Genomic DNA, 14,997 nt, shown 5'->3' on the forward strand with positions numbered 1-14,997 from the left:
AAAACCAATCGAATATCGTTAATTATGACTCTTATTCGCAGATTAAGCCTCACTCACTCGAAGTTGAGACTGCGGAGCACATAGATAATGATGATTCTGTATTTATCATTTCGAAGACTGTATGGATGGGAAATCTTTTGAGTAAGATGGATAATATTTTGATTTGAGCTTAGTTCAGAATGTATGATTGCCAAACTTTGAAGAAGGGATTATGGTAAAACGAAATCCCGTCAGGTTAGATGCAAAAATTAATTACCCAGAGATTTACTTAAAGAACAGTCAAAGAAACTGGTTATCTTATAGAATTATTGTTAGTTGAAGTAATGAAAGAGTATAAAATTGGAGTAGATCCTGATACAGTCCGAGGAGCCGAGTGGAAGGAATTACAGGGGCTTGCTACAAGCCAGAAAAAGCGATTTCCTGGTATTATAATAAAATCACATTAATCGCAAAAATTTCGCCCATGGAGATTGTCGGTTTTTCTTGAAAGTCAAGCGGTACAAATTTTTGAGACAGTTTGGAGTCAAAGATAAAGCGATGTCCTATAAAATGTAGTTCGATAATCACAATAAAAGGCAAGACAATAATGAGTTTTTTAGTTCCTATGGTGATTGAGCAGACATCGCGAGGTGAGCGAGCTTATGATATTTATTCCCGACTTTTGAAAGACCGGATTATCTTTCTTGTTGGTCAGGTAGAAGACCACATGGCAAACTTAGTTATCGCACAGATATTATTTCTGGAGTCCGAAAATCCTAATAAAGACATTAACCTATATATAAATTCACCTGGTGGGGCAGTGACATCGGCGATGGCTATCTATGATACTATACAGTTCATTAAGCCAGATGTTCGTACCTTATGTTTCGGTCAAGCCGCCAGCGCAGGGGCACTATTATTAGCTGGCGGAACAAAAGGAAAGCGACATTGCCTTCCCCATTCTTCTGTCATGATTCACCAAGTTTTGGGTGGCTATCAAGGTCAGGGGACGGATATTCAAATTCATGCTAAACAAACCCAACAGATAAGTAACCAGCTGAACCAGATCCTAGCTAAACACACGGGAAAAACAATTGAACAAATTGAAAAAGATACCAATCGGGATTATTTCTTAACACCAGAAGAAGCTCGGGATTATGGATTAATTGATTCTATATTTACAGAGCGGTTAAGTATTGAAATGAGAAAAAGTAATCCCCATAAAATACAAGAGGTAGTTGATGAGCGCTGAAAAATCACAAATTTTACATTGTTCGTTCTGTGGGAAAAGCCAACATCAGGTTCGTAAGTTAATTGCAGGTCCAGCCGTTTTTGTTTGTAACGAGTGTGTGGACTTATGTAATGACATTATTCGTGAGGAAGAAATTGCCCAAGCAATCGAAACTCAGAAAAAATTATCAACGCCCCCGGAAATTCATTGTATGTTAGATCAATATGTCATTGGTCAGGATTTTGCGAAAAAAGTTCTCTCAGTAGCAGTTTATAATCATTATAAGCGGCTTAGCAGCCAAATTAAAATTAACAATGACGTCGAAGTCAGTAAAAGCAACATTTTATTAATTGGTCCGACTGGCTCTGGAAAAACCTTATTGGCGCAGACGTTAGCAAAAATATTAAATGTACCTTTTGCTATGGCGGATGCTACTACTTTAACTGAAGCAGGATACGTAGGTGAAGACGTTGAAAATATCGTTCAAAAACTATTGCAAAGATGTAATTATGATGTCGAAAAAGCAAAAACAGGAATCATTTATATTGATGAAATTGACAAAATTGCCCGTAAAACGGATAGCCCATCATTAACTAGGGACGTATCAGGTGAAGGCGTACAGCAGGCCTTATTAAAACTTATTGAAGGTACTGTAGCGTCAATTCCTCCGCAAGGTGGCCGAAAACATCCGCAACAAGAATATCTGCAAGTGGATACTTCAAATATTCTGTTTATTTGTGGTGGTGCATTTGCTGATTTATATAAGGTCATTCAGCGTAGGACTGACAGAAGTGGGATTGGTTTTGCGGCACAAGTTCGTTCTCAAGAAGACTCTGCGAGTGCCTCTGAGTTGATTAGACAAACGGAACCAGAAGATTTAATCAAATATGGTCTCATTCCCGAATTTGTGGGACGTTTGCCTGTAATTGCAACACTGGAAGAATTGAATGAAGGCGCTCTAATACGTATATTAACTGAGCCTAAAAATGCGTTGGCTAAGCAATATCATAAATTGTTTCAATTGGAAGGTGTAGAGATTGATTTTCGCGAAGATGCATTACGACAGATCGCTAAACGGGCTATTCAACGAAAAACGGGTGCGCGCGGATTGCGTTCGATTGTGGAGCACACGCTATTAGATTTAATGTATGAGCTTCCTACCGTGGCTGGGTTGAAAAAAGTGGTTATTGACGCAGGAGTCATTGATCAAGTTTCATCCCCGTTATTTATTTATGAGAATGAAAAAGTCTCTCGCAAAGTGGCCCAAGAGTAATTAATAATTAAGGATGCCTCATGGCTGAACAAGCAGAGAAGAAAATTGAATTACCATTATTGCCTTTGCGGGATGTTGTCGTTTTTCCACATATGGTAATTCCTTTATTCGTTGGCCGTGCGGAGTCGGTTAAGGCGCTTGAAGTGGCGATGGAAAGTGACAAACGGATTTTTTAATTGCGCAACGAGATCCCGGTAACGATTCGCCTACTCAAAAGGATCTTTATGAAATTGGAACAGTGGTTGTTATCTTACAATTATTACGGTTACCTGATGGGACAATTAAGGTATTAGTTGAAGGATCAAGGCGAGCGAAATTAATTCAACTCCATAAAAAAGAATTTCTCTCTGCCAAAATTGAATTGTTAAAAGAACAAAAAGGTGAAACCGATAAAACTGAAATTAAAGTTTTAATGCGTTCGGTGTTAGATCAATTTGAACAATTAATAAAAATTAATAAGAAAATTCCTCCTGAGTTACTGCCGTCGTTGGCGAATATTGAAGATCCGGAACGTTTGGCAGACATTATCGCCGCTCATATGACGATTAAATTAGACTCGCGCCAAAAAATTCTAGAAGCTATTGAAATTCAAAAACAGCTGGAACTGTTGCAAATGCTTTTAAAGCAGGAGCTGGATTTAATCGAAATAGAGAAACGAGTGCAAGGGCGTGTTCGACAACAAGTAGAGAAAAGTCAACGCCAATATTACTTAAGCGAAAAAATTAAAGCGATTCAGCAAGAGCTAGGCGAATTGGAAGAAGGTAGCCCTGTTGATGAACAGAAACAATTGCTCGAGAAGATTCAAAAAGCTGGCATGTCGGAAGAAGCTAAAGAAAAAGCGATGGTGGAGTTAAACAAATTAAAAATGATGCCGTCGATGTCCGCTGAAGCAACAGTCAGTCGCAATTATCTAGATTGGTTGTTACAGGTTCCATGGAAAAAATGCGCTAAAATTAGTCAAAATCTAAAACAGGCAGAAGAAATTTTGGAAGCTGACCATTACGGCTTAGAAGAGGTCAAACAACGAATTCTCGAATATTTAGCCGTCCAAAAACGCGTACGAAAATTAAAGGGTCCTATTTTATGCTTAGTAGGTCCACCCGGTGTAGGTAAAACTTCGCTTGGCCAATCTATTGCAAATGCTACCGCTCGACAGTTCGTTCGCATTTCATTGGGCGGTATTCGTGATGAAGCTGAAATTCGAGGGCATCGCCGTACTTATATTGGTGCTTTGCCAGGAAAAATCATTCAAAAAATGGCGAAGGCAGGTGTGCGTAATCCACTATTTATGTTGGATGAAGTAGATAAAATGGCCATGGATTTTCGTGGTGATCCAGCTTCGGCACTTTTAGAAGTATTAGACCCAGAACAAAATCACGCTTTTAACGATCATTATTTAGAAGTTGATTATGATTTATCGGACGTCATGTTTATTGCAACGGCGAATTCCATGGATATGCCGCTGCCTTTGTTAGATAGGATGGAAGTTATTCGATTAGCAGGTTATACAGAAGCAGAAAAATTAAATATTGCAAAACGTTATTTAATCTCACGGCAACTCAAACAAACTGGATTAAAGAGCCAAGAAATTCATATTTCAGATGGTGCTATTTGCGCATTGATTCGTTATTACACGAGAGAATCAGGTGTTCGTGCTTTAGAACGGGAAATCGCCAAGCTATGTAGAAAAGTAGTTAAAGAAATCTTAACTACAAAAGAAACCTCTAAACGAAGCGGAAAAGAAAAAGCGGTTAAGCAACGCAAAATTACAGTTCGTAATCTTGAAAAATATTTAGGGGTTAAACGATATCGATTTGGCTTGGCTGAAGAAAAAGATCAAGTGGGACAAGTAACTGGCTTGGCTTGGACAGAATTTGGTGGGGAGTTGTTAACCATCGAAGCACAAGTGATGCCTGGCAAAGGGAAATCATTACATACAGGGAGATTAGGTAATGTGATGCAGGAATCTATCCATGCTGCGACTACGGTAGTCCGAAGCCGTGTAGCAATGATGGGTGTTGCTGAAGATTATTTTCAATTACATGATTTTCATATTCATGTCCCAGAGGGAGCAACACCTAAAGATGGGCCTAGCGCTGGTATTGGCATGTGCATGGCGTTAGTTTCAGCCATTACTCGAATTCCTGTTCGAGCTGATATCGCTATGACAGGTGAAATTACTTTACGCGGAGAAGTATTACCCATAGGTGGGTTAAAAGAAAAATTATTGGCGGCGCTCAGAGGGAATATTAAGCATGTCATTATCCCGGAAGAAAATAAGCTAGATTTAAAAGAAATTCCAGCGATCGTCACACATGAATTAAAAATTCATCCTGTCAAATGGATTGATCAGGTATTTGAATTAGGGTTAACTACTCATATCCCAGAAATTCATACACCTATTAAAGAGCCTGCAGTGAAAACGCAAAGCAATAAGAACAATTACAATATAATATGTTGTGCTACTTGATTAAATAAAGACGCGTTCATGAAATTGAAATTGGTACCATATTGGGTCGTTATTGTGTCGTTTGTTTAATGATGCCCCATACGCCGCGGAGATTAAAAACCCTAGAAATCGTGCCGGCCGTGAGCACTCCAAGTTTTTAAAAGCTAAAAAACCGCTTTTAAAAATCTTATGCGATTTCTCAATTCGCGCAAGAGGATCCTATTGGGAGCTTTCTTATCTCCTAATCACAGTAATCTCTAAAGTTTAGTGAGAAATGAATGTAAACGCTTCCCTAAGAAGACGCGCTACCACAGGGCACCTAGGTAGCTCTTTTAGTGTAGCTCTTTTATGCACGAAAAATTTAAAAACAGACATCCATCACCACAATTAAGCTTGGTAAGATGAGAGTGTATGTTGTTTTATGAAAACTAAACTTAAAAATGCAGTGCTTGATAGATGCAATCATCCAATTATCAAAAATCATCATATGCCTTAACATTATGAAAAATAATTGAAATTTAATGTTTCGTTAAACGGAAAACTCATTTACACTGGACCTATTAGGAAGCTCGCCGTTAAAGGGCGTTCTTATGGTTCAAGAGTATATCGTTGAGACAAGGAAATATTATGTGTATCAACATAACATCTATAAAGTCTTTTTCTCTCGCTGCTGAATTAGCAGATAAACCTTAAAGATGAAGATGAGAAAATACCTTCAATTAAATCAGCAAGAAATATAGGCATAGATACTGTTAAGCTTTTAATTAGCTTAGGAGTCTGACGATAATAAAGGTAAAATAAAAATTGAGAAATCCGTTATAGTTGTGTGATGCATAATAAATTATCAAAATCTAGGGAAAAATCTAATAAAAATTCATTAATCAATCTTCTAAGGAAAGGACAAAATACCTATATTTTCCCTATAATACTATTGATCTTTCTGATTAAACTTTTTTTATACTTCTTCTTTTAAATAGTTTTTTAAAGTTTCTTCAATCTGGTTACTAAATAAAATTTAGTATTTAACAGGCTCTGGCTTCACGTGTTTTAAAACAGTTAAAGTAAAATCCAATGGCAATCTTCTAAACGACAAATAACAGTGCTAAGGGCACCAGCTAATAAATTTACTCTAGCCCATATTTCAATTTTCTAGCACTCGATCCTGTAAGAGAAGATGCTGCCATCCGTATTTTCGCTATTTCATCAATAAAAATTGTTTTTCCCGGAAAGCAAAATCGTCTCTTCTGAAAGATCTGCGAGATCAGTAAGTTATTGCAGAGCAACGCATCGAAATTACAAAAGATTAATCTACAAAGCGCTATAAGGAAATATGCCTGTGCCATGTTAATTTTCACCCCCACTCCGTAGTATAAAGGAAAAGAAGCCCTTTATTCCTTATCAAACACACTGCACAGTTGGCATGTGATTCAGTGATTCAGTAAGTAAAATTCACTGAGGTTTTAAGCTATTGAGGTCATCCTTGCCTTTAAGGAAGAAAATTAAATTAATCTACTCTTCTTCGCCAAACTTGTTGTTGATTAGCGCTTCAATTGCTTCGGTAGCTTCTTTTTCATCATCACCAGTAGCAGCGAGCTCGATTTCGGAACCTTTGTTGGCAGCTAGAACCATGAGGCCGAGGATGCTCCTAGCGTTGGTGTCACGGTTATTGAAGTGAATGAAGATTTTGCTTCGATATCGCGAAGCTAAATTGGTGAGTTTAATAGCCGCACGGGCGTGGAGTCCTAATTTATTAACGATTTTAAGTTTTTTACGAATCATGCCTGTTTTTTACTTTTTGCAAACGGATGTTGAAATTAGCGCTGGGATCACAGCCATGCCTCCTTAATTGATGACTATGAAGCAAGGCTTCAATTAAAAGTGGCAAACTTCTTCCAGCATAAACAGGAAAAATAATTTTTGGTAATGTCACACCTAAAATGATTTCATTTTGATAAATTGGACTTAGCGGATCCTCAATAGGTGGCTCGTTTTCTGGGTTCACCAGAGCAATAGATAAATGAATTTCATGTTGCATAACTACAGCATCTAAACCGAAAAGTTGCGATACATCGATAATACCAATACCGGAAATTAAAACGTACCCGTTGGTAACCGCAGGGCAACTGCCAATTAACTTATTATTTTTTTGAATGATATCCACTACGTCATCACAGACTAATTGATGACCTCGATCAAGCAAAGCTAATGTTAACTCACTCTTTCCAATGTTTGATTCCCCCGTAATTAAAACGCCTAATCTATCGATGACAAGTAAATTGGCGTGCAATGTTTTTTGTTGCAAATGTTACAGACCTTGTTCGAGGCTTGTTGATAACGACATCAACGGTAATCACCTTTTTTTGCTTTATATTTTGCTAGTTGCGTTTATTTTATTCATTAAAATCACCGTTGTTTATACATATCATCAGACTCCGCGTGTGCGTTAATAGTGCCACCAGGCAGTTTAAGATTAACATCGGCAATCTGTCGGTTTTATTGACATGAAAAGTGATGTGAATATTGATAATTTCATCAGGATGAAGTTTTTATACGTTGCAATTTTTTTTCAGTTAATTCGCACAAACCGGATGAAATATCTAAGCCTTTACCAGTCATTAAGACCATAAAAATTATAGTAATAGTCATTTCTAAAAAAATATAGACGATGCCAAATTTACAAATTAAATTCTTCTCCCAAATAAACCTTTCTGACATTTTGGTTGTTTAATATTTCATGCGGAGTGCCGGAGGCGATAATGCTGCCTTCATTTACAATATAGGCACGCTGACATATATCGAGCGTTTCCCGCACATTATGGTCAGTAACTAAAACCCCGATTCCACGCTCCCGTAAGTGAATAATGATTCGTTTGATGTCAATGACTGAAATGGGATCAATGCTTGCAAAAGGTTCATCTAACAGGATAAATTTGGGATCCATTGCCAACGCTCGCGCAATTTCGACACGACGTTTTTCACCGCCAGATAAACTGTACCCGAGAATATCACGTAAATGGCCGATATGAAATTCTTGCATTAAAGATTCACACTTTTTCTGACGCTGTTGTTTTGATAAATCGTTCCGTAATTCAAGAATAGCCATGATGTTATTGGCGACAGATAATTTTCTGAAGATGGAAGTTTCCTGAGGAAGATAACCAATACCTAGACGAGCACGCTTGTGTATGGGACATAGACTGATATTTTGGTCGTTTAAATAAACTTCACCACTATCAGGTGTGACGAGTCCTACGATCATATAAAAGCTTGTAGTTTTTCCGGCCCCGTTTGGCCCTAGCAAACCAACGACTTCATTGCTAATAGATAAGGAAACATCTTTCACTACCCGTCGAGATTTGTAATGTTTTTGTAATTGTTTGGCGTTTAAGGTTGCTGTCATTGTTAAGGTTCAATTTTACCTTGGGTTCTACTTTTTTAGTGGAGTGTGTCGAAGCTACAACACTTTCTGCTATTATATCAGATATGTAAACCGGCGGAGATATTTTATTTTAGATTAATAGGATCTCATACTTAAACTAGGAAATATATATTAGAAATGTCAGTTTTAAAAATTTTTTGTTCTTACCTTTTTCTGCTGCTTTTGAGGCTGGTTAGCTTCATAGATGCCTATGGAATGAGAAAGCAAATGGACTATCCCTTTTTTCAAATCAGCATTCATACCAGCCGCTTTCATAGTGACATTAGGTCGAGTGATGATTACGTCTTTGTCGGTTTTAGCGAAAAAACGATTAGGGAAAATTGTTAAGGTGCGAGTGATGATAGTAGTTTCGGGTTCCGTGGATTGTTGAGATGCATGGATTTTTACATGATCCCACAAATAGACCTGTCGGATTCCTCCTTGACTTTTTCCTTGATTAGCCACGACTGTCCAAGGCACTCGCTTATCTGTGTAAATTAGATAATACGGATGGTTAAAGTAAGAAGAATCTTCCCACGGATAATGTACGATCAAAGGGGTATTGAGATAACTATGTAACAGACCTTGATAATCGTATTGAAAATAACTGACATTATGCATGAACGCATCTGGTTGATGATCTAATTGCTGTTTTGCAGTGGAATGATGGTGGGGTACATTACGTAACATAAAGGAGATACTGAGACATACTAGCACAATTAATAAAATACTTAATTTGACGTTTTTACTCATACGTTGTCCTCCTTTAGGTTAATACCTTCCATACACAGAGAAAGAATCGTAAAATTATAAGATCTCTCACCACTTAATTTTTCGCTTTCCAATTGGATTTAGCCTAACTTCGGAAGACCCCATTAAAAACAGTAATATAAGATACGTAAAATGTAATGACAGATGAATCGGAAGGTCATCACCCTACCTTATTTAAGCAACTTCGTTTTCGTTCGGTCTCGAATGCGACAATAAATGTATCGAATACCTAATTTCAGTCGCTCTGCGGAGTAAGAGGCTTCGTTTGCATAACTTGTGGTGATAAAAACGTCAATCCTGGTGTATGGCAGTTATTTAATGCATAACCAAATTTAAATAACGGGTGATTCTCTATCCAAAGCATATTAAAAGTCTCCAATCTGTCAATACGACATTCGCATCGAAAATTAATAGTTAATAAAGTTATCCTGCAAGAAAATCTTTTAAATAATTCCCGCTCGTAGAAGATCATGCATATGGATAACGCCTAGAGGATAACGTTCATCGTCAACTACTACTAAAGAAGTAACTTTATATTCTTGCATGATTTTAAGGGCTTCTGTAGCTAATAATTTTGGTGGGATGGTGATACTATTTTTAGTCATGACTTCTTTGATTGGTGTTCTGTGGATATCATAACCCTTATCTAAAGCTCGACGTAAGTCACCATCCGTAAAAACACCTAATAAATGACCGTTATCGGCTATTACTGCTGTCATTCCTAAGCTCTTTCGGGTAATTTCAACCAGCGCTTCATCAAGCAGGCAGTCAGATTTTACCATTGGCATATAATCTCGAGAATGCATAAGATCATTGATATTCAGCAAAAGACGTCGACCTAACGATCCACCCGGATGGATACGCGCAAAATCATCGATTGTAAATCCTCTAGCTTCCAGCAGAGAGATAGCTAGGGCGTCTCCCATGACTAGGGTAGCAGTGGTGCTAGAGGTTGGAGCTAAACCTAAAGGGCAAGCTTCCTCTTTCACACTAATGTCAATGATGATATTGGCAACCCGTCCCAAATTGGAGTGGCTTTTTCCAGTAAAAGCAATCAAGGGGATGCCTAAACGCTTAATAGTAGGAAGGATATTGATGACTTCTGGAGTTTCGCCAGAATAGGAAATAACTAACGCTAGATCCTGCACGGTTATCATTCCAATATCACCATGGCTTGCTTCACTGGGATGTATGTAAAATGACGGTGTGCCAGTACTAGCAAGTGTGGATGCAATTTTCCGACCTATATGCCCTGATTTTCCTATCCCAAGAATAACTACTCGACCTTTGCAATTAAGTATAGTTTTGCAAGCAGTGACAAACTTTTCATCAATTCGGTCTTGTAAAGACCGAATTGCCCGAAGTTCAGTTGCAATCACTACTTTACCCAGCGTGTAAAAATTTGCGCTATCTGCCATAAATTTACTTAAGTTGCCGCATGAATTTCGGTGTAAGCCCCCCGACTGACGAACCCTTTTTAGATACTAAAGCTCGTTATCTACGGACCGCTAGTTTGGATAGTATAGGCAAACTTGTTTAATGAGTCACTGTGTTTATGAATATAGTTTAATGTATGTAACCCTAATTATTTTTAAGAAGATAGAGTTATTTTTTATTATTAATCATCTATTATACGGGGGGGTAAGTTGACGCTATCATGAGGCATATATATTTGTAGTAGCAGTAAAGTTTTTCTTTCTTAATGCAGATTAAACTGACCAAAACTCATTGAATCGACGATGCGATGATGCTGAAACTAATTTGCTCTCACAACGCAAACTGAATCAAGTGCGTTGTAAAAGATTGGTAATGCTGTTTTAGAAAGTGTCGCTGTTTCTTCTCGGAAAAATACCTACCTCCTCCCAAAAGATATGATTCACGATTTCCTCTTAATGCAACTAAAAGTTTTGTATAGGAGGATTGCGAGTAGCGCTTATCTTTTTCGGTTAAAACATGAACGGCAAGCGGCAAGCACGGATGCGTGGAGTTGACACATAGATTATGTTAAATCCTCTCGATAACAGGTTAGTATTCTAATTACCGTTGTTGTGCTGCTAAAATTAATTTGCAACTTTAAATAACCTGTTAAATTTATCGAGTGTGATTGTTATCATGATTCATTTATATAATAACGAATAGAGGGATCCCTCTATTCGTTATTATATAAATGATTATAAAAGGAATTTTAATTGTGACTACATATAAGCAGTGTGGTGTGTTGTCTTTCATTCTTGTCAGCAACAAAACATAACAAAACATCGAGCAATTTTAGGGCTGCCACACGCGTCTGTCGTTCTGTATTAACTGCCGAAATGGTTTTACGCAGGCTAAATTCAATTGGATTGTATGGAAACAATGACAGTAAGACCCGCTTATGATAGGTGATTATGCCGTATTTTTAGTCAGAGTTTGATGTTTAATGACAACCAAGCAGTATTGAAACTTTTATTTAATTTAATAGCTCTTTTAATAGCTTTGCAATAGACATTTAATGTAGACGGTTGTTCAATCTTTCGAATAGATATTTTAAAAGTGGGGGATTAAAAGCGTCGTTTTTAATATCGTGATTACGTGTATTGTCATGTAAGAGGCTATTATACTTAACTCAATGCTGCGGAATAAGCCGTGCAGCCATCGTGATGTGAAGGAAGTAGTATATTACCAAATGATTGAATTTATAGTAGAAGTTTTTGTAGTCGCTGGTTTTTTAGCGTTAGTAGCAGATTAAAGTGAGCAGACTTGATTTACTAATCGAGAAAATTGTTACACGACAATCACTGAGTGACAATATTGGTAATTTGAAATACGTATGCTTGCGCCCGTAGTTGTTTCTTGAGTGGTAGTTAGCCATATGATGAAAATGTATTTGGGTAAACTTTCTGACTTTAGTGATACTACGGCTTAAAATAAAAAAATAAATAATTTACTCAAAATACTTTTAGCTTTAATTTTCATCCTAAGGAGCATTGGGGCTCAAATCACATTGAATTGGTCCCGGGATTAAAACTACGGATTTAAAATGGTGATCGTATTAAAATTACGCACTCGGCTTGATTTTAGAAAATTTAATTGGAACATTCTTTATAAAGCAAAGTAGGGAGATAGATAATTATGCAGCTTTCAAAACCTTTCTTTAAGTCAATTGTTTTTATCATACTTTTCTTTATAAGAAAGGTTGTATTAGCAGATAATTCTCCGATTACTTTGTTACATGTCGTGAATAAAATGATTGTTTATTTGAAGAAACATCAAATCGAATTAAAGAAAGAACTGCAGTTACCTAGTCGAACTAAGTATCAAGAGCTCGCACTAACGATCGGTTTATACCGCGTGGTAGGGGTAGTAGTGGATCGCCTTTATTGCCAAAGTACGAACCCTCTCTCTCAGTGTAAACGATTTATTCGTAAATTTGAAAAATTGTTGATTGCCAACTACTCGTCCATCATAACTTCCCATGATGGTGATCGTGTGCAGCTCTATATTGAGCGCCAAACGATAGCGACAAACAATAGCGTGATTGTTCGCCGCAATAGTCAACGAATTCCAATTAGCTATAGTTTAAATGGGGACCAATGGAAAATTTATGATTTCGGCATCGAAAAGGGAATCAGCCTCATACAAAGAGCTACTGTTCTTTGTATGCAAACTCTTCCTCAAGGTGGAGTAACCGCTTTGTTGAAATGGCTAATTGCTTACAAGCAAAGGTCTAAATGAAATTGGTTATGTTTTTGATAAGCGGAACGATTAATTTTAAAACGACTTTAGCTTTTTGGGAAAATGGCGATCACTGGGTTGATAAGCAGTGGGATATTATCGTTTATTTCCGAGCCGTCGCGATCATTGTAACAGTACTTATTTTATTCATGAACTTCCTGTATGCGGCGTGCAAAGCAGCAGCGTCTTGGAACGCTCATTCGTTTCATCAAGTGCTTCTTCTATGTTGCAAGTGATTACTAAAGTGTGCGAGGCATGGTTAGAAGAGCTAGGGATGAAAAGCCGTGGATAAACTCATTATTGTTGGTGGTGTACCTTTAAATGGTTCAATACGCATATCGGGTGCTAAAAACGCTGTCCTTCCGATTTTAGCAGCATCGTTGCTCATCGAAGAACCCGTCACTTTGGGTAATATTCCTCATCTTAACGATGTGACGACCATGATTGCATTGTTGGGACGAATGGGAGCACAAATTATGGTGGATGAGCGTATGGACATCGAGATTGACTGTTCAGAAATTCAAAACGTCCATGCCTCTTATGAACTTGTAAAGACCATGCGTGCATCCATTCTTGTATTAGGCCCTTTATTATCTCGATTTGGTAAAGCGGAAGTTTCATTTCCGGGAGGATGTGCTATTGGTTCGCGTCCAGTAGATGTACACATTAAAGGTATGCGTGCCTTGGGGGCAGATATTAAATTAGTAAACGGATTTATTCGGGCTAGTATCAATGGACGTTTGAGAGGGGCTTCATTAAATTTAGGGAAAATTACTGTTACTGGAACTGAAAATCTGATGATGGCAGCTACCTTAGCTGAAGGTCAAACTGTTATTCATAATGCGGCTTGTGAACCAGAGATTCAAGATCTAGCCAACTTTCTCAATAAGATGGGAGCGCGAATTTCTGGGGCAGGAACAGACACCATTGTCATCAATGGTGTTGATCGTCTACCAGGTGGTAATTGTTATCGCATTTTACCGGATCGTATCGAAGCGGGTACTTATTTAGTTGCAACGGCAATGACACGAGGGCATGTAAGAATTAAAGATGTCTTACCTAAAACTTTGGGAGCTATCTTAGAAAAATTACGTGAAGCTAACGCATATATTGAAATTGGAAAAGATTGGATAGATTTGAATATGCGCGGCAAACGGCCTAAGAGTGTGGATATCACCACAGCGCCTTATCCAGAAATGCCGACCGATATGCAAGCACAATTTATGGCACTTAACGTAGTCGCTGAAGGACAAGCTATCATCACAGAAACGGTGTTCGAAAATCGTTTTATGCATGTGCACGAATTACGCCGGATGGGGGCGGATATTAAATTAAAAGGTAGAAAAGCAGTCATTCGTGGTAAAGAAAATTTGACCGGTGCACCGGTAATAGCAACTGATTTACGTGCATCAGCAGGGTTGGTATTGGCCGGTCTTATGGCGCGAGGCAATACCATCGTTGATCGCATTTATCATATCGATCGAGGATATGAATGTATCGAGGAAAAATTGGCGCAACTTGGCGCTGAAATTCGTCGCGTGTCTTCTCATCTGTGCGCAGCGAAATGTAATCAAAAAAATCTATAAAATTCAACATCAGTAGCTTTCCTGAGATGGGCGACAATCAATTTTCTTTAAAAATTGTTTGAATTTGTGCGTAGTAGTAAGCTACCGGTGCAAAATGACTAGCAAAGAAAATGCTAAAAAAAGCCTCCAGAACCACTATCTTAAATTATTTAATGTCAGCTTGTAACGGCTACTGCCATTAGAGAAAAACAGCGGAAGCGCGACACAGAATCCGAATATCATTGCTGCGACGAAGGATATAGCACACCGATCATATTTAAAGTACAGACAGAAAAATAATCAGTAGATTGAAAACATTGAAACTGTGCTTACAATAAGATATATAATTTCTTACCGTGTTAAATGTTAATAATCATGAATTATACGCGTGACCTGTGGGAGTATGTTTTTAGACATTATTGGCACAGGAGTCATTGGCACTAGTTGAACCGTGTAATGAATTTTCTTTAGCTGCGTATGAAATTGTAACTTTTGCCGTGTCAGCATTAAAGAAAGCCGAAATCCTATTCCCCCGAATGGTGTTTGTCAACGTCCTAACATTCACCCCCTTAGGATTGTTTGATTAATGGTGTATTT

At 37.8% G+C, this 14,997-nt stretch carries 10 protein-coding genes and 1 pseudogene; 6 read left to right on the plus strand and 5 right to left on the minus strand.

Translation table 11 applies throughout. From position 1 onward, the window contains the following. Window positions 1-586: 586 nt before the first annotated feature. From clpP to lon, 3 genes and pseudogenes are all read left to right on the plus strand, one after another. Window positions 587-1,231 carry an ATP-dependent Clp endopeptidase proteolytic subunit ClpP gene (gene clpP / locus LG660_RS00080; protein WP_258267418.1) on the plus strand — a complete coding sequence of 215 codons (645 nt, stop codon included), beginning with the start codon at window positions 587-589 and terminating at the stop codon, window positions 1,229-1,231. Further along, window positions 1,218-2,483 carry an ATP-dependent Clp protease ATP-binding subunit ClpX gene (clpX, locus tag LG660_RS00085; protein ID WP_258267419.1) on the plus strand — a complete coding sequence of 422 codons (1,266 nt, stop codon included), beginning with the start codon at window positions 1,218-1,220 and terminating at the stop codon, window positions 2,481-2,483. The genes clpP and clpX overlap by 14 nt, the downstream gene beginning before the upstream one ends. A gap of 20 nt (window positions 2,484-2,503) precedes the next feature. Then, a pseudogene (gene lon / locus LG660_RS00090) lies at window positions 2,504-4,953 on the plus strand (endopeptidase La). A gap of 1,488 nt (window positions 4,954-6,441) precedes the next feature. On the opposite strand, the gene LG660_RS00095 reads toward lon, so the two are convergent. The 5 genes from LG660_RS00095 to LG660_RS00115 all read right to left on the minus strand — a co-directional run bounded on the left by LG660_RS00095 (window position 6,442) and on the right by LG660_RS00115 (window position 10,539). Beyond that, window positions 6,442-6,711, minus strand: coding sequence for an HPr family phosphocarrier protein (locus LG660_RS00095; protein WP_258267420.1), 270 nt, complete (start codon window positions 6,709-6,711; stop codon window positions 6,442-6,444). After that, window positions 6,701-7,234 carry an HPr kinase/phosphorylase gene (locus tag LG660_RS00100; protein WP_258267421.1) on the minus strand — a complete coding sequence of 178 codons (534 nt, stop codon included), beginning with the start codon at window positions 7,232-7,234 and terminating at the stop codon, window positions 6,701-6,703. Before LG660_RS00100 ends, LG660_RS00095 begins: the two co-directional genes overlap by 11 nt. Window positions 7,235-7,606: 372 nt before the next feature. Continuing rightward, complete coding sequence (gene lptB / locus LG660_RS00105) at window positions 7,607-8,332, minus strand: LPS export ABC transporter ATP-binding protein (protein WP_258267422.1); 726 nt, start codon at window positions 8,330-8,332, stop codon at window positions 7,607-7,609. Window positions 8,333-8,497: 165 nt separating this feature from the next. Beyond that, on the minus strand, window positions 8,498-9,103 hold the full coding sequence (gene lptC / locus LG660_RS00110) for an LPS export ABC transporter periplasmic protein LptC (protein ID WP_258267423.1): 606 nt from the start codon (window positions 9,101-9,103) through the stop codon (window positions 8,498-8,500). A gap of 461 nt (window positions 9,104-9,564) precedes the next feature. Next, window positions 9,565-10,539 carry a KpsF/GutQ family sugar-phosphate isomerase gene (locus tag LG660_RS00115; protein ID WP_258267424.1) on the minus strand — a complete coding sequence of 325 codons (975 nt, stop codon included), beginning with the start codon at window positions 10,537-10,539 and terminating at the stop codon, window positions 9,565-9,567. Window positions 10,540-12,232: 1,693 nt separating this feature from the next. Between LG660_RS00115 and LG660_RS00120 the strand changes: the two genes are divergently transcribed. The 3 genes from LG660_RS00120 to murA are packed head-to-tail and all read left to right on the plus strand — an operon-like array spanning window position 12,233 to window position 14,421. Then, window positions 12,233-12,835 (plus strand): ABC transporter substrate-binding protein, encoded by a 603-nt coding sequence (locus LG660_RS00120; protein ID WP_258267425.1) that lies wholly within the window; start codon window positions 12,233-12,235, stop codon window positions 12,833-12,835. Next, a complete protein-coding gene (locus LG660_RS00125; RefSeq protein WP_258267426.1) occupies window positions 12,832-13,071 on the plus strand; it encodes a hypothetical protein in 240 nt (79 codons plus the stop codon). Before LG660_RS00120 ends, LG660_RS00125 begins: the two co-directional genes overlap by 4 nt. A 48-nt stretch (window positions 13,072-13,119) precedes the next feature. Further along, on the plus strand, window positions 13,120-14,421 hold the full coding sequence (murA, locus tag LG660_RS00130; RefSeq protein ID WP_258267427.1) for a UDP-N-acetylglucosamine 1-carboxyvinyltransferase: 1,302 nt from the start codon (window positions 13,120-13,122) through the stop codon (window positions 14,419-14,421). Window positions 14,422-14,997 lie beyond the last annotated feature (576 nt).

The organism is Coxiella-like endosymbiont (assembly GCF_024730665.1).
Taxonomy (GTDB): domain Bacteria; phylum Pseudomonadota; class Gammaproteobacteria; order Coxiellales; family Coxiellaceae; genus Coxiella.

Excerpts from the sequence above, each read along its gene's own strand:
- clpP (WP_258267418.1), top strand. The coding sequence starts at position 587 with ATGAGTTTTTTAGTTCCTATGGTGATTGAGCAGACATCGCGAGGTGAG.
- LG660_RS00095 (WP_258267420.1), bottom strand. The coding sequence starts at position 6,711 with ATGATTCGTAAAAAACTTAAAATCGTTAATAAATTAGGACTCCACGCC.
- lptB (WP_258267422.1), bottom strand. The coding sequence starts at position 8,332 with ATGACAGCAACCTTAAACGCCAAACAATTACAAAAACATTACAAATCT.
- lptC (WP_258267423.1), bottom strand. The coding sequence starts at position 9,103 with ATGAGTAAAAACGTCAAATTAAGTATTTTATTAATTGTGCTAGTATGT.
- LG660_RS00115 (WP_258267424.1), bottom strand. The coding sequence starts at position 10,539 with ATGGCAGATAGCGCAAATTTTTACACGCTGGGTAAAGTAGTGATTGCA.
- LG660_RS00120 (WP_258267425.1), top strand. The coding sequence starts at position 12,233 with ATGCAGCTTTCAAAACCTTTCTTTAAGTCAATTGTTTTTATCATACTT.
- LG660_RS00125 (WP_258267426.1), top strand. The coding sequence starts at position 12,832 with ATGAAATTGGTTATGTTTTTGATAAGCGGAACGATTAATTTTAAAACG.